The following is a 25,485-nucleotide window of genomic DNA, read 5'->3' as shown; positions in this document are numbered from 1 at the left end:
CTTTATCAGAAGGTATCCTTTTTTTGTACATTTTTTCATTTTTTAATCAAATTAAAAAAGTGATTTCCTACTTCATCTTAGTAGAAAATCACTTTTTCTGTTTTTACTGGGTTTTGTCCCAGCCTCTATCTTTTTAGAAATGGCTATCTCCACAATAGAGAAAGCAGGCATAAAAAAAGAGAATATATTTGCTGTTCCATTAGATAATCGAACAGAGGAACGTAGAGTTTTCGATTCCCACTATCGCTCCGACGGTACATCCCTTATTGATATCGGAGTCGCATTAGCCACAGCATTTTCTGTGATTGGAGCCAGTATCGGCTTTAAATTGGCTTGGGGGCCTATTTATTGGGGATTGATCGGCGCCGCGCTTGGCTTTGTGCTTGGGTTTGCAATTAGACTTTATACAGAGAAAATTTTTAAAAAGAAAAAAAGACTACTCAAAGGAAAAAAATCCGAAATTATTCTTATTATTGATTGTCAGGACTCGCAAGCTGAATTAATTGAAGAAATCCTATGGGATCATTTTGCCTTGGGGGTAGCCAAAATAACGTCAAAGCCCTAGCAGTTCAACAAATCTGCTAGGGCCTCCCTATTTACCGAATTATAGTCTTTACTTACTTTTCCGTTTTGTCAATTGGATTCTGTCCTCCATTTGCGGGGGTTCTTCCATCCATCCATATTTCATCGTGAGGTTCCCTCCCTCATTCGCAAATTTTGTAATATCCTTTCCGGTCATGAGCATTTTCATGGATAGGTCTTTCCTTAGGCTGAAGGATGTTCCTAACGCGTTGCTCCCCAAAGCAAAATCACTCAATAAGGATGTATTATACAACATGAGCTTATCTGAAAAAGGAGACATTGTGGAGTCTGTAACCAATCCCGCAGACGGAGCAGGAACGTTAATATCACTATCTAATAAGGATCCACTAAATTTCGAAATAATCGTTTTCGCCAATTCTTTCCCTTGAAAAAAATATTTCGAAATCTCTTCTTCCCTTGCAACTTGAGCAAAGCCTGTCATTAATTTCATCCCAATCACATTGGATTCAACTCCTTGATAGAGATAAGCTACTTCAATCGTATTTAATGATCTTCTGTGTCCCCCTATTTTAAATCCTGAGCGATAAGCCTTCTCTTCTGTAAACGCAACATGTTGAGGCAAGGTCACATATGGAGGTTTTGGAAGCACACCTTTCCCCAATAAACACTGGGTGGCCTTAACCAAAATTTCCTCCGCAAATTCTGTGAACCTTCTGTACAAATCCATAATATCCTTCCGATAGGCCATCGTCATATGTATAGCATGGATACCTGTAGCAATTTTCATCATTGTGCGCAAATACATCACAGCAAATGTATCATCAAATAATCTCGGCACCTCATGATTCACATCTTTTTCAGTGAACCCAACCGGCACAACCGCTCCTTCATGCTTGAAAATAGTAACCAATTCATCCACAAAGTTCTTTTCTCCTTTGTGAAATGTTTGCAATATTTTCCTATACTCAGAATCTTGATTTTTCGACAAAAGGAAACCCGTGACCCTAACCATCATCGTCTTTTTTTGGTAAACAACCCAAAGGCTTGCAAGCTCAGAAGCGGTGATCTGTTCTTTATTCGTATTGCTTTCCATCTCATTTCATCCCTACCTTCACAGTTATTTCACATAAAGATATGTTTTCCCGCTCATTGTGAAATATTCGCCTATCCCATCTTAACGTGTGATAGTGTGAAGTATTAATCATTGATGAATGGCTGTGATTCAAAATAAGATCACCCAGTAAATAAAACTCTGATGACCTTATAATACGATATGGTCTAAATCCCGGCTAGTTTTTATTCCGAATAAGCGCCTGTTAACGACATAAATGTTGGCTTATAAATTGCGTATCTCGTAACATTCACACTATCACCTATTTCAGAATCAAAAAATTAATCTGTCATCCTTATCTCATGTCATTTAAAATTAATTATTAACTCTTATCTTCTATGCACCTTACCTGAAGACGGGTAAGTTTATCTGGGTTTCGTACAATGTAGATCCTAGTAAGTTTTCTGCGTTGGATTTGTATAAATATTGCGGCAACAATTTTGTCCACCGAACAGAGTAATATGCCGGTCTCACCGTTCAAAGCGGTAACCTCAAAATGTGGATCCTGATAATAGGGCTTTATGCCGGTGAACGCGCTCGCCAGGATTCTGGAAACGTAATCGCGCGATTGTATCGGACGTTTAAATGAGTTTACATTTCCACCTCCGTCGGAGAAGAGCATGACGTCTTCGCTTAGCAGAGACATCACATGGTCAACGTTCCCTTTCTCAAGGGATATGAGGAACCTGCTAATCCACTCCAAATCGACCGATTCGGCCGCGATCTGTTCCTCTTCAGATATTCCCATCTTGCTTCTAGCCCGGCTCATCAACTTGCGACAATTCGCCTCTCTCTTGTCAAGAAGTATCGCTATTTCGGGGTAATCAAAGCCAATCGCCCACGCAGGACGAAAACCGTTCGTTCTGTCAGTGTCAGCCGCTCCAAAAGTACGAGCATGGCGTACGACAATAGATCGCGGGTAACAACCGTCTCGAGCGCATCAGTCTCCGGTGTCCGAATCGGTTCTGGAAGCCATTGACCGACGTACACTTCTCTCCGCTTCCGCGCCGACCTCTGCAGATCGATACAGTAATTGGTTACCATTTTGCACAAATAGGCCTTTGGTTCCTCCAAACGTTCGGGATGTATGTCGCACACCTTAACAAACACCTCCTGTACCGCATCTTCCGCGTCTGCAGCAGAGCCTGTCAACTGATAAGCCAGCGTAAACAACAGCCCTCTATGTTGATCGTACAGTTCATACAGTTCCTCCATTCACCGTCCCACCTTCTACTAACTATTAGATGCTTTACAATTTTGGTTTCCTTATTTCTATCGAAGCTGACTGGCCCAATCCCATGCCAGCTTCTTGATTTTCCAGGCAAGCTTTCCCGTTATAATCATATTAATTCCCCATTTGCGCACCCACACCAACCCGCGATTTTTCCCCAAACCGATGGCAAAGGCATCCATCACGGATTTATGAACTGGTGCAGGACGTCCCTCCAAATCTGCCATCATGATTTTTCCCAGACGCACTGCCTGCGGTCCGGCTTCTTTGCACGTCATCTGATCCATCTTGCCAGTACTTGGATCGATGATTCTTGCACAGTCGCCAATGCTGTATACATCCGGAACCCCTTGAACGCGATAACATTCATCTACCAGCATTTGGCCATCGGGGGTAAGTGGCAAGTTCATATTGCGAAGGACCGGATTTGGAATAAGACCAGCTGTCCATACACATAAGCCAATCGTCAAACAATCGCCATTGTTCAACTTTAGCACTCCAGCTTTCTCCCTCATCGCCTTACGATTATGAATCACTGTCACTCCACATTTGCTAAGCATCTGATCCAACTTCCGCCCAACTTTCTCCGGCCCTCCCGGAAAGAGCCGCTCCTGTCCATTCAATAAATAGACAGAGACATCGGACGGATTCAGCCCTATTGCCGATGCTTCCTTCCGCATAGCTTCCGCCAGCTCGGCGGAAGTCTCAATGCCACTGATGCCCGCTCCTGCAACCGCTATTTTCATCAATCGCTTTCGTTCCTTAAGGTTCGTCTCCCTAACAGCCTTCCATAGATTGGCACACCAGCACTCGCGGATATCCTGTGCGGCTTGCAAATTGCTCAAGGCGATGCCACCCTGATGCAGACCCGGTTCCCGAACGATACTACCGACCGTCAAGATTAAACAATCATAATGAATTCGGGTATCATTTCCTTGCACATCTATATATCTAACCCATTTTTTCTCACTATCCACGGATGTAACCGTACCTTGCACGAATTCAGCACCTTCTGATAAATAACGCCTCCAGGAAATAATAATCTCCTCTCCGCCTGCGGCCGGCCGAAATAACATCACTTTGCGTACATGACCGGGCTGCTTATCGATCAAAACAATCTGAATCTGCCGCCCGTTCACCATCCCTCGTGTCGTTTCCTGTATTGCTTTAAGCACTCCAATTCCTGCATGACCGCCTCCGACGATTACATATGTCAAGTCGTTCATCATTCCTCAGCTCCCTTTATCCCGCATTAACGGGCAGTAAAACCCCCACTGATTGAAGGTTCACTTATGTTTTACACATATAACGATGTAAGGGTCTGATTTGTGACATCGGAAACGAATGAACGAGAAACCAAGTGCAGAATGGCTGAATTAGTATTTCCACCTTTATAAATGCAGGATCTTACCTTCGAAGGTCCAATGGAATGGGTCTCATTAAATGCCGATTGTCATATGCAATAAACTACTTTCATCTTTTAGGATTCAAAAGCGGAATGAATTGAGAAATCCTTTGGGATCCTTTTGCCTTGAGTGCAGCCACAATAACGTGAAACTTTTTCAGCTATCCATGAGCATACGATCACTTAAAACCCAAAGAAGGATCGTTATACTCCATGAACACTAGACAACAAAAATCAGGTTTGTAATTTCATTCTTCGGTTAAAATTGTTTTTCCAATTACTGAGACGATGTCAAAATTAGGTTTCTGGTAATTCGACACCTTATTATCATCGAGCTTTAAAGCTGGTAAAAATTAATTATTATTATTTTTAAAAATATTTACACCCCTTTTTTCCAAAGATCCTATTGCATCCTCAATTGGTAATTTAGGAAGGACAAATTCATGATTGATAACACTACGAACATCGGAAATATCGGTTAATTCGCGTTTCTCAACCTTCCCATTACTATATCGAATACTTAGCATATTATTGACTAGAGACAATGAACGTTTTTGCTCCAGTTGCCAAATTTGACAACGCAAATCAGATGTAAAGAAACCATTGGGCTGAAAATATCTTTGGATTGCTGGCTGGAAATCATCAAATTGATAGTTCTTTCGAGTGTCAAAAGACCAAACCATATGATTAAGTAACTTTCCATCCACATATCGATAATATTTATACATTCCAGGTTCATCCATTGGACGAAGGTGTACTTCAATTCCACCAAACTGTGAACGATTCATGGGATCGGTTTCTAATTGAATCGGTTTAAAAAAAGGCGCCCCATTCCCGGGATCAACATACATTTCTTCGTCCTCATTTGGAAGTCGAACGAGCAGGGCGACATGTCCCCCACCCAAGAAAGCATAACGACAGTGGAAGCCAAGTTGCTTTAACAATTGGTAAAAACTGCTATTAATCACATAACATGTCCCCCCATTTGATATTGATATAGCTGTCTAACAAACTTTTTTTCGTCTTGAATTAATCTACCCTTTTGATGATATTCATCAAATTGCAATAGCGTACTAATATTTTCAAAAGGAATTCGCATTAAGTGTGCGGTACAGATTTCGGTTAAATATTGCAGTGAAGGTTCCCTAACCGGAATTTGAATATAGTGTAAATAATCCTTGGCCCATTGAGGTAAATATTTTTGAGTTATAATATCCATCACGCTCCCTGTCTATCATATTGAACATACTTTTGTAATAGTAACAAAAGAAAATGATTGAACTCTTCTATCATTTTCTTTTTGTTTTGCCTAAATTGAGTTTGTTATTTCTCATACCCTTACCTTAAGGCATGGAGAAAATTTTGTTAAGAGGGCACTTTAAAGTGCCTTCTTATCAACGTACCAGACATTTTTTATAATGAATTTATTGGGAAGAAACAAGGGGATTTTAGAAAGGAGTTTGCCACCCATTGAAAAGTTTGTGCATATAGTCAAACTTCAATCAGTTTACTTTGAAAGGCTTACAACACCACGTCCTGTTGTTTCACCTACACTAGTTCGTCCTTGTATGTCGCAACGTTTTGTGACTTGCGTCCTGCAGGTCAAAACGAATCGGGAAGTTACTAGCAATTGCTCACACACTCACAATTCTTGTTTTTCCTCGAATTAATTCGGGATAAAAATGGAGGTGATTTGATGAATTTTAGAATATTTGTATTAGCATTGGTGGCAATGGCTGTGGGGTTAGTAGAATTGATTATCGGAGGAGTTTTGCCTGTAATTGCTGATGAGCTTGGTGTTTCTGTCGGTACAGCGGGGCAACTGGTCACAGTATATGCTTTAGTATATGCGATTTCTGGGCCAATTCTGTTTTCCATTACGAGAAAGATTGAACGGAAAAGATTGTATTTGATGACTTTAGCTGTATTTTTCTCAGGAAATATGATCACTTATTTTAGTTCGACATTTCTTTTAGTGATTGTGGCACGTGTAATTACCGCCATGAGTGCTGCACTTATTATTGTATTATCTTTGACGATTACATCAAGGATTGCTCAACCTAAGCACCGTGCTAAATCTTTAGGTTTGATATACATGGGGATTAGCTCGGCACTTGTCCTAGGAGTACCGATTGGTATTGTGATAACAAATTCATTTGGCTGGAGATCTGTTTTTCTTGGAATTATGATTTTAACCATCATTTCTATGGTTTTGATTTATGTATTTTTAGGAAAAATATCGCCTGGGAATGTATTGTCTGTTAAAAATCAGCTCAAGGCATTAGGTAATGTTAAATTGATGGGTGCTCATTTTGCCTTATTATTTTTCATAGCAGGTCATTTTGTATTTTTCGCTTATTTTACGCCCTTTTTAATGACCGTTTTGCATTTAAATCAAAATTGGATTAGTGTTTGTTATTTTCTCTATGGCATTGCTGCTGTTGGTGGTGGTGCTGTAGGCGGTTTTCTAGCTGACCGTATTGGCTCGCAAAAAAGCATGTTACTCGTTACAGCTTTATTTGCGGTTGTACTGTTTGCTTTACCATATACAAGGGTTTCAATTTTTCTATTCTTAGCCGTCATGATGATATGGGGGCTGCTAAGTTGGGCTTTATCACCGTCTATACAAAACTATATTGTAAATGTCGATCCTATTTCATCGGACATTCAGCAAAGTATTAATAATTCTGCATTGCAAATTGGGATTGCCTTGGGCTCAGGTATAGGAGGCATGGTGCTGAATCTCACGGGTTCTGTGGCCAGCACAGCAAGTATAGGATCAGCTGTTGTTGTAATCGCCTTTTTTTGTATCGTTTTATCCCTGTCTGTAAGGTTTCAATCCAAACACTCGCAGGTTATGAAGTGATCTTCTTGCTGCATATTTCATTTAAATTAAATGTTCTAAATAATCATACACAATTTTAATGGTTTTCAAAGAATCTGGATAAGGGCACCTTAAAGTGCCTTCTTATCAAAGCATTGAACATCGTTTATAGTGAATTTACAACATGCAATAATGAGAACTTCAATCGGGGATTTACTAGCAGATGATCTCCTGCCGATCTTAGTGCCAGTTAATTCGCGATAAAAAATTTAGAGAGGAAGGAAATATCAATGTCAATACCTATGGAAACAAAACAATTTTTGGATCAGATAGCATCGTCTCCACCGTTGCATCTTATGACGCCAGAGGAAATTCGTAACGCAGCCGAAGCTACCGCCATCTCTGAAGACATTCCCTTATCCACTATAGAGGATATTGTATTACAGGGACCACACGGCGAATTAGCTGTTCGCCTTTATCGACCTTCAGAAAACGCTAATATGCCTGTTATCTTGTTTTTTCATGGAGGTGGCTTTGTTTTTAACCGAATGAACGACTATGATCCGATGTGCCGCAAATTGGCTGCTTCAACAGGAAGAGCGATTGTATCAGTAGATTATCGACTTGCGCCAGAGTATAAATTCCCTGTCCCGGTCGATGAAGCAATCTACGCTGCAGAATGGTTATCTATGCATGCACAACAATATGGATTAGATGCAAAACGCATTGCAGTTGCCGGGGAAAGTGTTGGTGCGACACTAGCCGCAGTCGTGGCGCAGCAAGCGCGTATCAATGAATCTATAGCTGTTCAATATCAAGTATTGTTATGTCCTTTAACAGATTGGAAGAGGGATTACGATTCAAGGAAAACGTATGGAGATGGGTACTTCCTTACCACAGCCCTTTTGGACTGTTGTGGATCTCATCACTTTAATACAGTGGATGAACGAAAGAACCCACTCGCTTCTCCTATATATGGTGATGTCAAGGATGTCGCTCCAGCCTTGGTCATTACGGCTGAGCTTGATCCATTACGAGACGAAGGGGAAAAGTACGGACAAATGCTGATCGAAAACGGTGTGAAGGTGACCATGAAAAGATACCATGGAATGATTCACTTATTCTATGCCTTAACAGATATTTTCGATGATGGTAATGACGTTTATGATGTTATTCGCGATCAACTGTCTACATGTTAGGTCTTTGGCTGATTATCCTGATGTCCTTGTGCGTGATCGAATTTTTTTCTAGATTCGAGAACCGAATCGTAATGTGCATCCGTCCATCGGTGCAGAACCCTCATCGGTTCAATCAAGGTCAACCCTAGCGACGTCAATGAATAATCTACAGCAGGAGGGACGGTGTCATATACATGACGATGCACAAGACCGTCTCTCTCAAGTTGACGCAAGGTCTCGGTCAGCATCTTTTTGGTTATACCTTCAATTCGTTGGAATAAATCACTGTAACGTAACTTTTCTTGTTCCAGTTCATAGAAAACCAACACTGCCCACTTCCTAGAGACCACCTCAAGAGCGCGCCGATAATGACATGGAGATTCTTCTTGATACATCATAAACACCAACCTTTTTAAAATATTGTAAAATCAGTCTAATGGGTTCATTTTTCCTATTCTTTTATGGGGTGCCCTTATTCACTCCCCTGAACAATAGTACCGATATATATAACAAGCTGTGTATTAGTGTGCTATTTACATACTACACCAGCTACTAAGTAAACTTCAACCTAAAAAAGTCGGATTCCCCTACGTGGAGGAACCAACTTTTTTAGGGTGCTAAGCACCACTTAGTTAAAAAGCAGTTTAACCTCCAGCTGGGTTGATTAATGATTTTAATGTTTGTGGGCCTTATGTCTAAAACGTATCGTCAGTAAATTTTACAGCTTCGGCATAAGGATTACTTGCAACGACTACCACTAACTTATCTTGCATTTGAAATTTATTTTAGGGTACGCAAAAAGGAGCAGTCCAATAATAAACTGCTCCTTTTCTATTTTAATTTCTACAGACGTTTTTCCAATTCTTCTTTTTTCTCTTCAAATCCAGGCTTTCCAAGTAAAGCAAACATATTTACTTTATAGGCTTCTACTCCTGGTTGGTCGAAAGGATTCACGCCAAGGAGATAGCCACTTACAGCACATGCTTTTTCAAAGAAGTAGGCGAGATAACCGAATGTATATGCGTCCATTTCTGGAATCTCGACAACTAGATTTGGTACATCGCCATCTGTATGAGCAAGCAATGTTCCTTCGAAGGCTTTATCATTTACAAAGTCAATCGTTTTTCCTTCTAGGTAATTCAATCCGTCTAGGTCGTTTTCTTCCCCTTCAATCACAAGTTCGTGACGGGCATTTTTAACTTTAATAACAGTTTCGAATAGATCGCGACGCCCTTCTTGCACATATTGGCCAAGCGAGTGAAGATCTGTTGAAAAATTAGCGGAAGAAGGGTAGATGCCTTTTTGATCTTTTCCTTCACTTTCGCCGAATAATTGCTTCCACCATTCTGCGAAATATTGCAGACCTGGTTCATAATTGATCAACATTTCAATCGTTTTTCCTTTGTTGTATAAAACATTACGGATGGCTGCATATTGATAAGCCGGATTTTCCTTTAGATCAGGTGAGCTGAATGCCTCGCGAGCGTCAGCCGCCCCCTTCATCATTGCTTCAATATCAACACCACTAACCGCAATCGGTAATAACCCTACAGCCGTTAACACTGAATAACGTCCACCAACATCATCAGGAATGACAAATGTTTCATAGCCTTCTTCATTCGCTAATGTTTTCAGTGCTCCTTTTTCACGATCGGTTGTGGCGAAAATTCGCTTCTTCGCTTCTTCCGCCCCATATTTATTTTCTAATAATTTACGGAAAATCCGGAATGCAATGGCAGGCTCAGTCGTTGTCCCTGATTTAGAAATGACATTGACAGAAAAATCCTTCCCTTCCAATAAATCCATTAGATCACGCATATATGTAGAGCTAATACTATTTCCTACAAATAATACTTGTGGTGTTTGTCTTTTTTCTTTAGGTAGTTCGTTGTAAAAACTATGGTTGAGCATTTCAATCGCAGCACGAGCCCCAAGATAGGAGCCGCCAATTCCAATTACAAGCAAAACATCACTGTCTGCTTTTATTTTTGCGGCTGCTTTTTGAATCCGCGCGAATTCTTCACGATCATACTCCACAGGCAAATCAATCCATCCTAAGAAATCACTGCCTGCACCTGTTTTATCCTGTAGCTGTGTATGGGCTGTTTCCACTGCTGCTTGCAAATAATCGACTTCATGCTGTCCAAAAAAAGCAAGCGCCTTGGAATAGTCAAAACGAATATGTCCCATGCCTAAAACCTCCCTATGATACATTCTTCCTTAACTTTAGCTGAATAAAGCTTAACTTTCAAGTTCTAGATACCAAACGACTATATATTCATGAAGAACAACACGAGCCTGCGCCGCACCCTTACGCTTTTTCGCTGGAATCGGGTAGAACGTTACGGTCTTGCCCGGCGCCCTTACGTCTTTTCGCTGGAATCGGGTAGAACGGGACGATCAAAGCACAGTTTCCTCCTGTTTTCCATTAAACTTTGGAGTTAAATGCTCAAAAAAACAAACTCAATGAAAGTTTCCTCCACTAAGTTTGTTTTTTATGACCATGCATTGTAAGCCGTTCTTCTTTCTATAGACGCCTCCGCTTTTCTTTGTCCAGCTGCAGGCGGTAGGGGCTCGAGGTCAAATAACCTTGAACCACTGAAGGGAAAGTTCACCCTTCCTTGGTTCATGAACATTTGCTTGTCGCCCCTAGGCAACCGCCTTCCGCTTTTCTTTGTCTAGCTACGGCTCCTAGCGACTAGCAAACTTTCAGTGCCTTCCTACGATAAGTCAACATCGGCTCATTCTTCGCCGTGTTTCCTTTATCTCAGGCCAACAGGATGTTGGTCAGAACGGCGTTGCGCCAGGACGGCGCGGTTTTAGCCGTTCATCCTTATTATACGAGTTTGTACGTCGTTGGACAGTCGCCTCCGCTTTTCTTTACACCCGGCCTCTGAATCTTGAGGCTTCGGCGGTGTTACGGAGTCCGACCATGTAGGCTGCTAAGCGCATATTGATTTTTCGAGTTTCCGCTGTGTGATAGACATTTTCAAATGCTTCTACAAGTTTTACTGTCAATTTTTCATTGACTTCTTCCTCTGTCCAATAATACCCTTGATTATTTTGCACCCATTCGAAGTAAGAAACGGTCACTCCCCCTGCACTTGCCAATACATCGGGTACAAGTAACACGCCTTTATCCGTTAATATCCGGGTTGCTTCCTCTGTTGTTGGTCCGTTTGCTGCTTCAACCACGATTGATGCTTTAATATTTGGCGCATTTTCTGCTGTGATCTGATTGGCCACTGCTGCAGGTACAATAATATCGCAGTCCAATTCAAACAATTCCTTATTGGAAATTGTATTTTCAAATAGGGTTGTAACTGTGCCGAAACTATCACGGCGATCAAGTAAATAATCAATATCTAGACCATCTGGATCATGTAATGCACCATATGCATCGGAAATCCCGACAATTTTTGCCCCTGCATCATAAAGGAATTTTGAAAGGAAACTACCTGCATTTCCGAAACCTTGAATGACGATGCGCGCGTCTTTTATTTTTAAACCGCGTTTTTTAGCTGCTTCTTCAATACAAATAGTTACACCTTGGGCTGTAGCCTTCTCTCTTCCTTGAGAGCCTCCAAGCACGATCGGTTTACCTGTAATAAAGCCAGGAGAATCATTTTCACGCAAATGGCTGTATTCATCCATCATCCAAGCCATGATTTGTGAGTTGGTAAAAACATCGGGCGCAGGAATATCTTTCGTTGGTCCGACAATTTGACTAATTGCTCGAACATACCCACGACTTAGTCGTTCAATTTCATTCATCGACATGGTACGCGGGTCACAGATAATTCCGCCTTTCCCCCCACCATATGGGAGATTCACAATTCCGCATTTAATTGTCATCCACATCGACATCGCTTTTACTTCTTCTTCGTTCACCTCTGGATGAAAACGGACGCCCCCTTTCGTAGGACCTACCGAATCATTATGTTGGGCACGAAATCCTGTAAAAACTTTAACAGAACCATCATCCATACGAACAGGAATTCTTACAGTCATCATTCTCATTGGCTCTTTCAACAGTTCATACATTTCTTCGCCAAAGCCAAGTTTGTGGAGACCATCTTTAATAACCTCTTGAGTTGATGTAAATAAGTTAAGATTTTCCACCATCGTTTTATTTCGCCTCTTTATTCATTAATCAAATTTATCTTACATTCAAACATGTTTGTCCTGTAATTTCCACCAATATGGTCAAAGGAATACATTCTTTTTCTAAAAACTCATAATTAAATGGTTAGGGTACACATTTATTAATTTTACATAAAAGATGGAATAGATCCAAGCGAACGCTTCCAATACTTTTTCGCTTTTCAATAGCATATTAGGTTAGATATTTTAAAAAATTCTCTATCGTTTACAGAATAAGAATTCAATTTTTCCCCTTTCTGCCACGATTTTATGAAGTTAGCTGGTATTTTATGATTCCATCCAATTTGTATGCGACTACCCCTCCCTATTCCTCCATAATGCTATGCCTCTTCATATTACCATATTCTCCATGTATTGGAATAGGTCTTTTCCATAGGATTTAATAAGAAGCTGCCACTTTTTCAACACCCTAAAAAGAGGATGCCTGTCAATCAGACACCCTCCGGCTACTACTTATTTCTTCAGTAAATCTTTATTATCAGATTGCTTAATCCATTCTTGTAACTTATCTTTTAATGTATTGAAGCCTTCCCCACTTGCTTCAATAGTTGATTCAGTTGATGGTTTACTTGGCTTCGTATTTTTTTGTTTAGCTGGTGGCTCTTCTGTAGCTTTAATAGAGAGGCTAATTTTACCGTTATCTGGGTTCACTTCAAGAACCTTCACATTCACCTCATCACCAATAGATAGAAACTCGTTAATATCTTTTACAAAGCCATGTTTAATTTCTGAAATATGGACAAGCCCTTGTGTTTGATCATCTAATGCCACAAAAGCACCATAAGGTTGAATACCTGTTACTTTCCCTGTCAATACTGTACCTAGTTCATATTTTGTCGTCATGGAAACACTCCCAAATTTTATATAATATCTTCTTTTTACGCAATTAAATATTTTAACATAGATTCCTACCCAAATCAAAACATAACCATACCCACCAATTTCTATTCCCGTTATTTTCTCCTTCAAACCTCTGTTTAAACATTCTGTTTCGGGTAAACTATAAGAATAGAGGTGAGTCTATGACTGCAATATTTTCTACACATTCCACCCACATAAACGGGATTGATCTTTATTATGAAAGCTACTATCATCAGCTCAAACCTAAGCTGCCTACAATTTTATTACTTCATGGGTTTCTATCTTCGACTTTTAGCTTTCGGAAATTAGCGCCTCTTCTTGCTCAAGACTTTCATGTTGTGGTGGTCGATTTTCCGCCATTTGGCAAAAGTGGTAGATCGTCTTCATTTCATTATTCTTACCAAAATATCGCCTATACTCTTTGGTGTTTAGTCGATCAGTTGCAGGATTCACCCTTTATCGGAGTTGGCCACTCTATGGGAGGTCAGTTGATACTTAATATGATGTATCAAAGACCGAATTGTATCCAAAAAGGGATTTTTCTTTGTAGCTCCGGCTATTTATCCCGCCTTAAACCACCTTACACTTATTTTTCGTACTTCCCTTTCTTTGAAAAGGTGATTAAGCATCAACTTGGGAAAACAGGAGTGCTAGGAAACCTACACCATGTCGTATATGATCAAAATATGATTGATGAGGAAATGATTCGCGGCTATTCCGAGCCTTTTGAAGATGATATGATGTTTCGTGCTTTTAAAAAAATGATCCGGCATTGGGAAGGCGATCTTTCCACAGACATTTTAAAAACCATTCAAGCTCCTAGCCTATTGATTTGGGGTGAAAATGACCGAGTAGTTCCGCTTCAGACAGGGAAGAGATTGGCCCAAGACTTACCCCATTCACAACTTATTTCTTTGCCTCAGACAGGACATTTACTCCCCGAAGAAAAACCATTTGAAGTTTATCAGCATATAAGAGATCTCATATATTCTGAGTAGGTACTTTAAAATTAAATTAAATATCGCTAGAATAGAGATGACGTAAGTGTGCTGAGGAGGAAAAAGGAATGTACAAGCTAAGTGAAAAAGTTGATAGAATCAATACCTCCTCCCTAAAATGGGATGGAATGAAGCTAGCCTTCGGAAAAAACGAACTTCTGCCAATGTGGGTAGCAGATATGGATTTTAGTCCACCGGTAGCTGTGATCGAGAAGTTGAAAGAAAGAATCGACCACGGTGTATTTGGCTACACAATTGCTAATGTCAACACAGCAGGGGCGATCATTGATTGGACGAATAAACGACATGGGTGGGAAATTCAGCCTGAATGGATTTTATACAGCCCTGGTGTTGTTCCATCAATTGGAATGGCGATTCAGGCTTTTACCGAAGTAGGAGATAAAGTATTATTGCAATCGCCTGTCTACACACCATTTTTCAATATGATTGAGAACAATATGAGAGAAGTGGTTAATTCACCTTTGCAATTGGTTGATGGACGTTATGAAATTGATTTTGCGGATTTTGAAGAAAAATTAAAATCAGGTGTAAAACTATTTCTATTATGTAGTCCTCATAACCCAGGCGGACGTGTATGGAGCAAAGAAGAATTAACGAAAGTAGCCGAGCTTTGTAAGCAATATGGTGTACTAATCGCAGCAGACGAGATTCATGCTGATATTACGTTTGCACCGCATCAGCACCTGCCATTAACCTCACTGGATCCATCTTATCAGGACTTTATTGTGACGTTTATGGCACCAAGCAAAACGTTCAACCTTGCTGGTTTACAGGCATCCTTTATCGTGGCTCCGAATGAAGATATGCGCAAAAAGCTGACAATCATTCAACAAACATTAAACCTTACAAGCTTAAATACATTCGGAATGATTGCGATGGAAGCTGCTTATCGTGATGGTGAAGAATGGCTAAATGAATGTATTACTTACATCGAAGAAAATATAAATCTTATTGATGAAGAAGTATCACGCTCTCTTCCAGAACTTGAAGTGATGAGACCAGAGGGTAGCTATCTTGTATGGATTGATTGCCGAAAAACAGGATTAAGTGATAAACAATTAAGAGAAAACCTTTTAGGTAAAGCAAAATTAGCCGTAAACTTTGGTGCTTCGTACGGAGAAGGCGGAGAAGGATTTATTCGCTTAAATCCCGCCTGTCATCGTTCGATTGTAGAAGAAGGACTGGAAAGACTAAAATTAGCTTTTCAATAATAACAACGCATAATAAAGCACCCACTTCAATTTTCGTGGGTGCTTTATTATGCTATTCTTTTTCCTTCACTGGCTTTTTATCTTTTGTGATTTCACCACAAGCAATCCGTTCGCCAGAATCCCCTGCTGGCTGGGTCATCCCATCATCCGCGTCCTCATGGATGACAATTGAAGTGCCATCCTTTGTATAAAGGGAGTCTTTTCCCTCTGTTAATTTCAATCCATTTGCCATAAAATCTACTTCGGCCTTCCCATCTTCTTCTACGATTAAGTTGGGAAGATCGCCTGCATGAGGCCCTTCTGGATTCAACAGACCGTGGTCTTTATCATCTGGATTAAAATGATCACCTGCTGAAAGAAAATCTGGTGGTTCACATTTCCATTGATCATGCACATGTATTGCATGTTCACCAGGAGGAAGTCCTTCTAAATCAACCTTTACCTTCATCCCATCTGCTTGTTCTTCAAGTGTCACTTTTCCTAAAGAATCACCATCTCGATTGATCACGTCAACCTCTAACTTCTTAGGGGGTGTCGAACTTTCACAAGCAACAAGCAGAAAACAAAATAGAAAAGGGAGCATTTTTTTCACATCTATCCCTCCAAAAAAGAAGTCATTGTTCGTCATTATTTCCTTAGCAAAAATGAAATATCCTTTTAGGAGGAAAGTTTCTTTTTTATAAAAAAACTGCACCGCCGAAATGTCAGGTAACTCTAACATTTCGGCGGTGCAGTTCATTTTAGGAATGCTGGTTTTCTTGCTCTTCCTTTAATCGCTCTTCTAGTTCTTTCGCTTTTGCTTCTTGTTTCTTGGAAATCTTTTTAAAAAAGAAAACAACTAAGACCGCTGCAATGACTACAAGGGCTAATTGGATAAAGGCAGGAATATATTCTGTTTTGTCCTCAGGAAAATACATTGGGATAATATTCAACACAAATATGTGGAAAATTGATAACAAAGGAAACATCCTTTCTGATAAGTATGATCCTATTATATCAGAGCAAATAGACAAGAACCAATGCTCATCTTCGACAAATATGTGAAAACCGCCACTTGGCGGTTTCGTTTTACTCTTTTATAATATCAATACTTTCAATTACAATATCTTCTACTGGCTTGTCACCAGGCTGCGTTTCGACGTTGGCAATTTTATCAACAACATCCAATCCTTCAAGCACATGGCCAAAGACCGTATGACGATGATCTAGATGAGGAGTACCGCCTTTTTCAATATAAGCTTGAATGATCTCCTCTGGAAAGCCTGCTTTTTCTAATTGTGGCTTAAAACCTGGATCCAATTGATTGTTCTGGACAATAAAAAATTGGCTTCCGTTTGTATTAGGGCCCGCATTCGCCATGGACAATGCTCCACGAAGATTAAACAAATCCATTGTGAATTCATCCTCAAATGCTTCACCATAGATACTTTCTCCACCCGCTCCAGTACCAGTCGGGTCGCCCCCTTGGATCATAAAATCAGGAATCACGCGATGGAAAATAATGCCGTTATAATACCCTTCTTTTGCATGGGTAACAAAGTTTTCAACTGTTTTTGGTGCTTGCTTTGGAAATAGTTTGATTCGAATTGAACCTGCATTCGTATTTATTTGTACTACTTTTTCATCCTCCGCTATCTCTGTTGATAACTGTGGAAACATGTTTTGTTCGGTCATTTCTGCATCTCCTTTTTTGTAAAATAAGAATTATGTACGGATCCATTCCGTTTCAAAAGTAACTTTACAGGATTCCAAAGAAAATCGCAATATTTCCGGGTTAGTCGATGAGGGAGTCTATTTTGCTATCCGGTAGTATTTCTTTCTATACGAGAGTATTTCTCTGCTATCCGGAATAAAAGACATCTCCCTTTCATTTTCATGCCATTTCTCCGATAATGGATAGAACAGGGAAAGGAGTGATTTGATGGAGATCGGTGATATCATTGTAACAAATAAAAAAACTGGGAAATACATTGGGAAAATTACGGCTTTACATGAGGATCAGTACACCGTTCAAATTTTAGCGGTTCTAAATCATCCTCGACAAGGAGATTTACATAATCCTTTGCAGGCAGATGTTCCTTTTTTTCATGAACGCAAAGCATTGGCTTATCGAGAGCAAACCAACGTGCCTATAAGAATTGTGAAGCCATTCGAAGGAGACATTCCTGATTATAAGGATTCTTTAAAAGCAGCTTATTCTCGGTTAAAAGAAAGCTTAGAAGCAGAGTCAGAAGATCCGTATAATCAGCTCGCACTAAAAGCGTTAAACAGCATTGCCAAAGAATACGCCTTGATGTACTCCATTACTTTCGATTAATGCCCAATCTCGGGCATTTTTCTTTTTTTAAAAAAAAAGCAAAAAACCCTTGGCGTCGCTAGCTTTCCCTGGATTTTAATAATATTTAGTCTCACGAAATAAATATCATCAAGGAGTTGTTATTACCAGAGAGCATCCCCAAAAAACGTCTCCATAGCATGCATTTTTTGGGGGTTTCTTCTACAAAAAATATATGTTTTGGTTTGTTTTTTTGTTAGATGATCTCCGTGTCGGTTCCAAATCGTGTAGTTGATCAGTCAACTCACTATTCATTTTTGATTCGTTCTTGAATCAAAATATCTAAACGCTCTTTCTCTTGGCGTAAAAATGAATTCACGTCCATATCCTCATCAAATAAAATTCTCCAATCAATTGACTCCACTAGGGTATTCGGGTTTAAATAGCGATCGTACGGACTGACGTTCTCCGGTCCGGGATTAGGTGGGTATTTAAAAAATGCGTCTGTATTGTATTCTTGCATCCCTTCTACTTCCTCCCCAAATACCTCCTGCATCTTTGGATCTTTTAACGGTGAGGCCACAGCATATTTACTTGATTGCATTTCTTGCGCCTCATCGGATAATATATAAGCTAAAACTTCAAACGCTTCATCTGGATGCTCACTCGTTGCTGTAATCGCGTAGGCATTGCTCCATGAAATCGGTGCATAATCCGGGTGCCCATCCCAAAGTGGGAAGGTTGTCAAATCAAAGTTTATATTTCCATCATTATGCACTGTTGTAATCGCATTCCAATATGGAGACATAGCAACTGTTCCTTCCTCGATAAATCCTTTATAGAACGGTGGAAAAGGATAGTTACCCGGAATGTTCACAAAGTCTTGATACAGGGAAGCGATATCGGACCATATCGAATCCTCCTGAAAAAGCAATTCGCCCGTTTCAGGGTCTGTAAAATTTATTGGCAATTGTTGGATTGGAAGTCTAGAGGCTGTATCTTTCTCTCTCATATCAAACGTAAAACCTTTGTAATCCACTCCGTTCCTTGTTCCTGTAAGACGATAGGCCAATTCCAGTGTTTCTTTCCATGTCATCCCATCTTCAGGATACGGTTCCCCGAACAAGTCAAAAATATCTTTATTGTAATACAGGGCTCGAACCCCTCGATTATAAGGCATGGCCAGTAATCTTCCTTTCCCCGTCGGATCTTGGTTAATGAAGGAGGTGAGAATACTTGGTTCAATACGATCCATGTCAAAATCATGTTTTTCCGCCAACTCGATCAAATCAACTTCAAGCTCATATTCAACGATATCGGAATAGATTCCCCCCTGATTCCCTATCCAAATAATATCCGGCACCGTATCGGTTAAAATTAAATCCTCCATTGGTGTATCCTCAATTCGCTCTATAGTAATATGTGGCAGCTTATCCTCAACTGGTTCTTTTATAAATTCCGCGAAACGCTCGTCATCAAAACTACGCGTCATAATCGTTATGGTAACATCCTCCGCTTGTTCTCCTTCCTCTCCGGCACGTTCGTTTAAGGTAGAGTTTGATTCTCCTGCGCAAGCTGCCGTAACCAATACGACCATAACCATGGAGATAATACCCATTACCCCCTTAAGAAAACCCTTACAATTCGTCATTTACAAAACCTTCCTTTCTATTCAATTTTTATTTCCTTAGGCATATCCTTTCAAATGACACCGATGTCATATCCTCAGAATAGTGTAAACCAAGAAAGCTTAACCGACATTTCTACTTGATTTAAGGGTTACTTCCTATGAATATATCGTTCTTCAATCTATATATGGTTGTCACCCCCAAAAAAGACATTTACACTCGTTCGGTCTAGCCTATGATGTTTTTAAAAAGGGTTGCTTAATCGGTATGAAAATTTTAAAAAATTGCCTTTTTGGAGGACTAATCCATATAATACTTTCGATTTTAATGTAAACAATTCTTTTTTGTATGTTTGGCGTTGTTTCATTCTTGTGCCGGATAAGCTCTCACTTCATTTATTCTAGCCTGTTCGGAACCATGTGTTCCGTATACATTTATTCGTAGCTTTTTTGTAGTTGGCGCACCTGAGACGGAGTGGATACAAAGTCGTTGATAGTTGTCTTTTTCTTCAATCAATGTTTGCCACTTCCCATCAACCTCACACTCGATTGTATAATGCTTTACGACTTCTGGCTGTGGACCGCCCCATCTCATTTTCTTTACATAATCGTCTGAATGGCTAAGCGTCAATACTCGATGTTGGCCACTATCAAAGACCAATCGGATTTCGCCAAGTTGAAATGGCTCATCCCAGCTTAATTCAATCCACTCTGGCATTGTTCCAGGTGAGGCAGCACTTATCCAACGATTGGTGCCTTCTATCCCTCTACTTCCTTTAACTCCTTTAGAACCAAAAGTAGCTCGCGTCTGTCCAGAAATAATATTTAAGGCGCGGCCATCGTTCCTTTCACTTGATGCGGTAATAGTAGACTTTCTCGCATAATCGCTTGCATCTTCATTAGTGATACCAATGAGATAAGCATCATCTCTGAGTAAATTTTGTTGAATCGCCGAAAGTGACAGATGATCTAGTAGTAACTCATGTGGGGTCAGCTCCTTTTTCGCCGCATGCGCTGCAGCAGTTCCAACCCCTTGTCCAACCGCCGCACAGGTAGCCATGACCCTAGTCGAAGCAAAGGCTACATGTGTAGCGGAAATATTACGCCCAGCAAACATTAAATTTTCAATGTCTTTTGATACACATGCACTTAAAGGGATATCATATAAATGTGGAACTTGAATACTATTCGTTGGTTTCACATCGGTTGCATCAATCCCTTCAGGGGGATGTAAATCAATCGGCCATCCTCCATAAGCAATCGAATCTTTAAAAGGTCTAGCATTTATTAAATCGTTTTGAGTTAATACATGCATCCCCTTAAATCTACGGCTTTCCCGTTTTCCGGGTAAAAAACCAAACCATTCTAATGCCCAATTATCAGCACCATGATCACCTTCATTTTTAATATGATCCCATACGCCTAGCATAATAGCTAATAATTCATCGCGGATCGTTTCATTGTCTTTAATGGTGTCTAATGTTCCGCCCCATTCTACCCACCAATAGCCATATTCTAGCCCCTTATCCGTACCGCTTGAAGCGTGGGGACGCAGCTCTAGATCTTCTTCTGTAAATTTTCTTGCCCATGTTGGCGCCTGGAACTTTGCAAAGTAACCAATATCTCTTGCTTGAAACAATAAGCTTGAACCCTGTCGATAATTATCTTCTTCATCATTCGCGAATTCTTCATTATACGTTTCCTTACTCTCTCGTCCCCAAAAATATGCTGCGCCAGCTTCCTTCCCTAAACGTCCATCACCTGTACAGTCGACAAAAATAGCGGCCTTAATCGTAAAAATATCTTCTGTTGATTGCCGTTCCGCTACTACCTGTTTTATGTGACCTTGATCGGTTATAGCATCTGTTACGACAGTATTTAATAATAAGGTTAAATTATCGTTTTCACGACATTTTTCATAATAGATTAAATCCAACATTGATGGTGAACGTTGAGGATTTCGTACAGATGTTTCTAAACGAATCTCCTCAATAATGCCACCTTCTCTTGCTTCCGTTTCTAATTTTTTTCCTCGTTTTCCACTGGCATCAGCTCCGACAATATGCATACGCACCTCGCTGGAAGCATTCCCTCCTAATACAGAACGATCTTGACATAGGATCACTTTAGCCCCGTTTCGTGCGGCAGCGATTGCCGTTGGAACACCAGCTGCTCCACCTCCAGCGACTAATATATCACAATACAAGTCCGTATGTTTCATCTTTCATTCCCCTTTCAATTAATGTTTAATAAAGTGATAATGAACGTTTTGAAAACGCCTTCTCTTTTAAGTTCTGGAAAAACAACTCCTTCCTGCAGAATCCAAATTCATTATGATATAATTTGAGAGAATTTCACTAATAAACAGAATATATGAAATTAAAAAACTTTTAAATGCACATAATTTACTTTGCCATATCCAAAATTTCAAAAAAGGATGAGTAAAATGAAGGACTCTATAACATTACCAAAGTTGATTAGACATGTATTTTGGAATAAGAAGAAACACTTTTTACGAAAACAAGATACGTATTCAATGTGGATGTTATTCGCCATCGAAGAAGGGGATTTTACATACCAGATTGATCAATCCACAGGACACGCAAAAAAGGGAGATATTGTGTTTTGCCCACCACGGGTTGCTTTTCACCGCAAAACTGAAACTCCTTTAAGTTTTCACGCCATTGTTTTTGATTTTCCATATCATGAAACAGGGTTCTTGCAAGAAATGTTGCGACAAAATGAACATAAATTATTTGTCCCGCTTACTACACGCTTATCTGAAAATTATCAGCATCTGCGAAAACTACATCCCCTCTCCGATTTGGTTCCATTAAAACAACATTATTTTCACGATATGTGGATCATCATGAGTGACTACAACCCATCTGTTTTCGAGAGAAAGGGTCAAAAACACCGAGACGACCCTGTAATGGAACAAGTCCTTGCTTATCTAGAAAATCATGCTCATCAGTCGATCGAAATCAAGTATGTTGCCAGCAAATTCCATATGTCATCCGTTCAATTGACTCGTCGCTTCAAAAAAGTTTATCATATGGCTCCAGTGCAGTACCTGACTTCCATCCGCATCGAAAAAGCGGCCAACTTATTATTGGAAACCGATTGGAATTTGGAGACGATTGCTCACGAAAGTGGTTACGAAAGCGGTTATTATCTCAGTCGAATTTTCAATAAGCATATGAAGATTCGACCCTCTGACTATCGGAAAATCAATCGTTTTTAGAGGCTATTCACCCACTTGTAGTTAGATGTAAAAAGAGTGTCCGTGTCATAAATTTTCTATTTAGTTGTTTCACGAATGATTAATGTTGTTGGAACTTTTAACGCTGAAAATTCTCTTTAAGTCTCTAAGCAGTGATTGGGCTGTTATGTTTCATGACTTCATTGCACTATTGGGGGAATTACTAGTGTGATAGAGGTTATTAGAGATAAAAATAGCAGGCACATTATCATTAAGGTAGTCCTAGAATAGCTGGAGAAAGTTTCAGCTATTTGATTAAGCATTTTCAACCGGTTCCGAGCCAAGAAAATCCGGTTTGGATTTTCCCTGCCCATATTAAAAAGAAGAACATTGTCTAAAATCATACCGTCCTGGCCATCGATGGCACTTGAAGCTGGGTTCAGTATTAGCCAACTAGATGCTTTAATTTTTTTAAAAAAGCACAAATCCCTTGTTCATCGCTAGCTTTCCCCCTCTCCCTATAGGTCATTTAAAGGGCGGACATATTGAATTATTTCACGATTGGATTATAATAATATTTAGCGTTACGAAATAAATATCATCAAGAAGGTGTTATTATTAGTATTGCAAAGCGTAATTTGCTAATCATGTGGGTTTGTAATTTTTTAGTTGCGGCAAGCATGACAATGGTTGTTCCGTTTATCTCCCTATACATTGAAACGTTCGGAGATTTTAGCAATGAATATGTTCAAAGATGGGCTGGTTTAGTTTTTGGAGTAACCTTTATCAGTGCCTTTTTATTTTCTCCTATCTGGGGAAAAATTGGGGATAAATACGGATTTAAGCCGATTCTCCTTATTACAGGATATGGAATTGCTTTATCCGTTTTTATTATGGGAATTGTAGGTAATGTGCTCGGACTCTTTATTCTGCGAATGTTTATGGGGATCGTGACAGGCTTTATTCCAACGTCCATAGCATTAATTTCGAAGCAGACGCCCAAAAATGAAGCTGGTAAAACACTTGGAACATTGCAAATGGGGAATGTTTCAGGTAGCCTTTTTGGTCCTTTGCTTGGAGGTTTAATGGCGGACACCTTTGGTTTTCAATATACCTTTATCATTACCGCAATCGGTGTTGCCATTGCTTCAACTGTTGTTCTCTTTGGAATACGTGAGATCAAGCAAACAGAGGAAGAACGGAAGCAATTTAAACCTCATACTAGTAAAGATGTGATAAAACTGATTTTCAGTCGCAAATTGCTGATTATGGTTATGCTGGTTGCATTGCTAATCCAAATCGGTAATTTCAGCATACAACCGCTTTTAGCGTTGTATGTCAATGAACTGACCCAAGCAACGAGTGTTGCCTTTCTTGCAGGTATGGCTTTTTCGGCCACAGGGTTTGGCAATTTACTGCTCACCCGCCAATGGGGAAAATTAGGAGATTCCATTGGATTTGAAAAAGTGTTACTGATCTTGCTTGTGCTCGCATCGATTTTGATTATTCCGCAAGCATTTGTATCAGATCTTTGGCAGCTTGTGCTTTTAAGGTTTTTATATGGGATGGCGGTTGGAGGCATGCTTCCTTGTATTACAGCCTATATTCGCCTTGAAGCACCGCTGGATATGCAAGGAGAAGTGCTTGGATATAATCAAAGCTTTCGATTTTTAGGCAATGTGATTGGCCCTGCCTTAGGAGGTTTTGTTGCCGGATTCGGAGGAATTTCTAACGTCTTTTATGTAACTGGCGGTTTATTCCTTGTTGGGTTTATTCTTCTATTTGTAAGCTTTAGACACGACCAACAAAAGCATTTAAGTGAAAGTATGTAAGACTCCTAGGATTCCTGGGAGTCTTTTTGTTTTTTGATGGTTTTAACCATAAAAAATCCTATCATTTTATTTTTTGTTCATATGCAGAAAGTTTATTTCTGCTCTAAAATATATCCCATCTCAATTCTCACTTCTTTCTTTTCCACATCGTTGTTTGAATAACTCAGTAGATCAAAACCAGTTAGTTTGAATCCATGTTTCCGATAAAATTTTATTGCAGAAAAATTGGATGTCTGCGTCTCTAAAACAATGGCTCTAACTCCTATCTCTTTTCCACATCTCTTTGCATAGTTCATTAACCTACTACCAATCCCCTTTGCTTGCATTGATTTCTTTACATGAAGATCCTGTATCCTCAACACATTATTCCATTTTTCATGAGTAAAACTAATAACCCCAACCTCATCATCATGTAATTCTGCTACGTAGCATTCCAACTGAGGTAAGCTCTCATCAAAAATGTTGGCTTCCTCATATTTTTCAAATTTTTCTTTGAAATTCATTGCGGATAAATCAAAACTCCATCCACTTTCTTTTTCCATTATGGATATATCATAATATTGATCAGAGCTATATTGATAAATTACTTTCTTGCCGTTGGGATAATCTTCTTTATTTACTCTTCTTATGTTAATCATTGATTCCCCTCCATAATTATTTATTATAATTGAATAGAACCTTTAACCAACGACGCCTTATGAACAAAAGCGCAAGCGCCTTGATCAGCCCCGACAAGCAAATGTTCCTGAACCTATGAAGGGGCTTTTTCCCTTCATAGGTTCAGGGTTATTTGACCTCGAGGGGCTAGGCGCTGGAGCTGGATGACAAAACTCAAAATTACAACTTATCCACAAGCCAAGAATTTTATAGTTTCCTCACTAGCGTTGCATTAAATTTCCAGCCAAAAGTCAAGAGGAAATAACTATGCCAAAATTATGAATAATGGCAATTATCACTATAAAAGTCCATAAAAAAACCTTATAATTAGGGTATGGTAGTCCT

22 protein-coding genes and 1 pseudogene are annotated in these 25,485 nt (G+C 39.7%); 8 read left to right on the top strand and 15 right to left on the bottom strand.

The features are described 5' to 3' along the window. Nucleotides 1-139: 139 nt before the first annotated feature. Nucleotides 140-565: a hypothetical protein gene (locus tag KI375_RS26665; RefSeq protein WP_212976391.1), complete on the top strand. Its 426-nt coding sequence runs from the start codon at nt 140-142 to the stop codon at nt 563-565. 48 nt (nt 566-613) lie between these two features. Here KI375_RS26665 and KI375_RS26660 read toward each other — a convergent pair whose 3' ends face one another. From KI375_RS26660 to KI375_RS26640, 5 genes and pseudogenes are all read right to left on the bottom strand, one after another. Further along, nucleotides 614-1,636, bottom strand: a complete 1,023-nt coding sequence (locus KI375_RS26660) for a DUF3231 family protein (RefSeq protein WP_212976390.1) — start codon at nt 1,634-1,636, stop codon at nt 614-616. 340 nt (nt 1,637-1,976) lie between these two features. Beyond that, a pseudogene (gene sigJ, locus KI375_RS26655) lies at nt 1,977-2,860 on the bottom strand (RNA polymerase sigma factor SigJ). Nucleotides 2,861-2,926: 66 nt separating this feature from the next. Then, nucleotides 2,927-4,114 (bottom strand): NAD(P)/FAD-dependent oxidoreductase, encoded by a 1,188-nt coding sequence (locus KI375_RS26650; RefSeq protein ID WP_306419878.1) that lies wholly within the window; start codon nt 4,112-4,114, stop codon nt 2,927-2,929. Between the two features lie 529 nt (nt 4,115-4,643). After that, nucleotides 4,644-5,258, bottom strand: coding sequence for an arylamine N-acetyltransferase (locus KI375_RS26645; protein ID WP_212976389.1), 615 nt, complete (start codon nt 5,256-5,258; stop codon nt 4,644-4,646). Then, nucleotides 5,255-5,509: a hypothetical protein gene (locus tag KI375_RS26640; RefSeq protein WP_212976388.1), complete on the bottom strand. Its 255-nt coding sequence runs from the start codon at nt 5,507-5,509 to the stop codon at nt 5,255-5,257. The genes KI375_RS26645 and KI375_RS26640 overlap by 4 nt, the downstream gene beginning before the upstream one ends. A gap of 477 nt (nt 5,510-5,986) precedes the next feature. On the opposite strand from KI375_RS26640, the gene KI375_RS26635 reads away from it, so the two are divergent. After that, on the top strand, nt 5,987-7,156 hold the full coding sequence (locus tag KI375_RS26635; RefSeq protein ID WP_212976387.1) for an MFS transporter: 1,170 nt from the start codon (nt 5,987-5,989) through the stop codon (nt 7,154-7,156). 248 nt (nt 7,157-7,404) lie between these two features. Continuing rightward, nucleotides 7,405-8,313, top strand: coding sequence for an alpha/beta hydrolase (locus KI375_RS26630; RefSeq protein WP_212976386.1), 909 nt, complete (start codon nt 7,405-7,407; stop codon nt 8,311-8,313). Here KI375_RS26630 and KI375_RS26625 read toward each other — a convergent pair. From KI375_RS26625 to yugI, 4 genes are all read right to left on the bottom strand, one after another. Beyond that, complete coding sequence (locus tag KI375_RS26625; protein WP_212976385.1) at nt 8,310-8,690, bottom strand: winged helix-turn-helix transcriptional regulator; 381 nt, start codon at nt 8,688-8,690, stop codon at nt 8,310-8,312. The two genes, KI375_RS26630 and KI375_RS26625, sit on opposite strands and share 4 nt — an antisense overlap. A 445-nt stretch (nt 8,691-9,135) precedes the next feature. Next, on the bottom strand, nt 9,136-10,482 hold the full coding sequence (locus KI375_RS26620) for a glucose-6-phosphate isomerase (protein ID WP_212976384.1): 1,347 nt from the start codon (nt 10,480-10,482) through the stop codon (nt 9,136-9,138). Between the two features lie 690 nt (nt 10,483-11,172). After that, nucleotides 11,173-12,417 (bottom strand): Glu/Leu/Phe/Val family dehydrogenase, encoded by a 1,245-nt coding sequence (locus KI375_RS26615; RefSeq protein WP_212976383.1) that lies wholly within the window; start codon nt 12,415-12,417, stop codon nt 11,173-11,175. Between the two features lie 492 nt (nt 12,418-12,909). Beyond that, the gene (yugI, locus tag KI375_RS26610) at nt 12,910-13,299 is read right to left on the bottom strand and encodes a S1 domain-containing post-transcriptional regulator GSP13 (protein ID WP_212976382.1); all 390 of its coding nucleotides are present in this window, start codon (nt 13,297-13,299) and stop codon (nt 12,910-12,912) included. Nucleotides 13,300-13,478: 179 nt separating this feature from the next. Between yugI and KI375_RS26605 the strand changes: the two genes are divergently transcribed. Both KI375_RS26605 and KI375_RS26600 read left to right on the top strand, forming a co-directional pair. Beyond that, on the top strand, nt 13,479-14,315 hold the full coding sequence (locus KI375_RS26605; RefSeq protein ID WP_212976381.1) for an alpha/beta fold hydrolase: 837 nt from the start codon (nt 13,479-13,481) through the stop codon (nt 14,313-14,315). A 68-nt stretch (nt 14,316-14,383) separates the two neighbouring features. After that, a complete protein-coding gene (locus tag KI375_RS26600) occupies nt 14,384-15,547 on the top strand; it encodes a MalY/PatB family protein (RefSeq protein WP_212976380.1) in 1,164 nt (387 codons plus the stop codon). A 52-nt stretch (nt 15,548-15,599) separates the two neighbouring features. Here KI375_RS26600 and KI375_RS26595 read toward each other — a convergent pair whose 3' ends face one another. From KI375_RS26595 to KI375_RS26585, 3 genes are all read right to left on the bottom strand, one after another. Continuing rightward, nucleotides 15,600-16,130: a superoxide dismutase family protein gene (locus KI375_RS26595; RefSeq protein WP_212976395.1), complete on the bottom strand. Its 531-nt coding sequence runs from the start codon at nt 16,128-16,130 to the stop codon at nt 15,600-15,602. 157 nt (nt 16,131-16,287) lie between these two features. Continuing rightward, nucleotides 16,288-16,506, bottom strand: a complete 219-nt coding sequence (locus KI375_RS26590; protein ID WP_244853114.1) for a hypothetical protein — start codon at nt 16,504-16,506, stop codon at nt 16,288-16,290. A gap of 109 nt (nt 16,507-16,615) precedes the next feature. After that, on the bottom strand, nt 16,616-17,206 hold the full coding sequence (locus KI375_RS26585) for a peptidylprolyl isomerase (protein WP_212976393.1): 591 nt from the start codon (nt 17,204-17,206) through the stop codon (nt 16,616-16,618). 262 nt (nt 17,207-17,468) lie between these two features. Here KI375_RS26585 and kapB point away from each other — a divergent pair, with 262 nt between their 5' ends. Then, the gene (gene kapB, locus KI375_RS26580) at nt 17,469-17,864 is read left to right on the top strand and encodes a kinase-associated lipoprotein KapB (protein ID WP_212976379.1); all 396 of its coding nucleotides are present in this window, start codon (nt 17,469-17,471) and stop codon (nt 17,862-17,864) included. 265 nt (nt 17,865-18,129) lie between these two features. On the opposite strand, the gene KI375_RS26575 is transcribed toward kapB, so the two are convergent. Together KI375_RS26575 and KI375_RS26570 are read right to left on the bottom strand one after the other, a co-directional pair. Further along, a complete protein-coding gene (locus KI375_RS26575; RefSeq protein WP_212976378.1) occupies nt 18,130-19,473 on the bottom strand; it encodes an ABC transporter substrate-binding protein in 1,344 nt (447 codons plus the stop codon). 340 nt (nt 19,474-19,813) lie between these two features. Beyond that, a complete protein-coding gene (locus KI375_RS26570; RefSeq protein ID WP_212976377.1) occupies nt 19,814-21,670 on the bottom strand; it encodes an FAD-dependent oxidoreductase in 1,857 nt (618 codons plus the stop codon). A gap of 225 nt (nt 21,671-21,895) precedes the next feature. On the opposite strand from KI375_RS26570, the gene KI375_RS26565 reads away from it, so the two are divergent. Next, on the top strand, nt 21,896-22,693 hold the full coding sequence (locus KI375_RS26565; RefSeq protein WP_212976376.1) for an AraC family transcriptional regulator: 798 nt from the start codon (nt 21,896-21,898) through the stop codon (nt 22,691-22,693). Between the two features lie 575 nt (nt 22,694-23,268). Beyond that, nucleotides 23,269-24,483, top strand: a complete 1,215-nt coding sequence (locus KI375_RS26560; RefSeq protein WP_212976392.1) for an MFS transporter — start codon at nt 23,269-23,271, stop codon at nt 24,481-24,483. Between the two features lie 92 nt (nt 24,484-24,575). Here the strand turns inward: KI375_RS26560 and KI375_RS26555 are convergent, their stop codons facing one another. Beyond that, complete coding sequence (locus KI375_RS26555; protein ID WP_212976375.1) at nt 24,576-25,121, bottom strand: GNAT family N-acetyltransferase; 546 nt, start codon at nt 25,119-25,121, stop codon at nt 24,576-24,578. Between the last annotated feature and the right edge of the window lie 364 nt (nt 25,122-25,485).

This window comes from Bacillus sp. J14TS2 (genome assembly GCF_018333015.1).
GTDB lineage: Bacteria > Bacillota > Bacilli > Bacillales > Bacillaceae_C > Lederbergia.
This window is presented reverse-complemented; position numbering and strand designations above follow the sequence as displayed.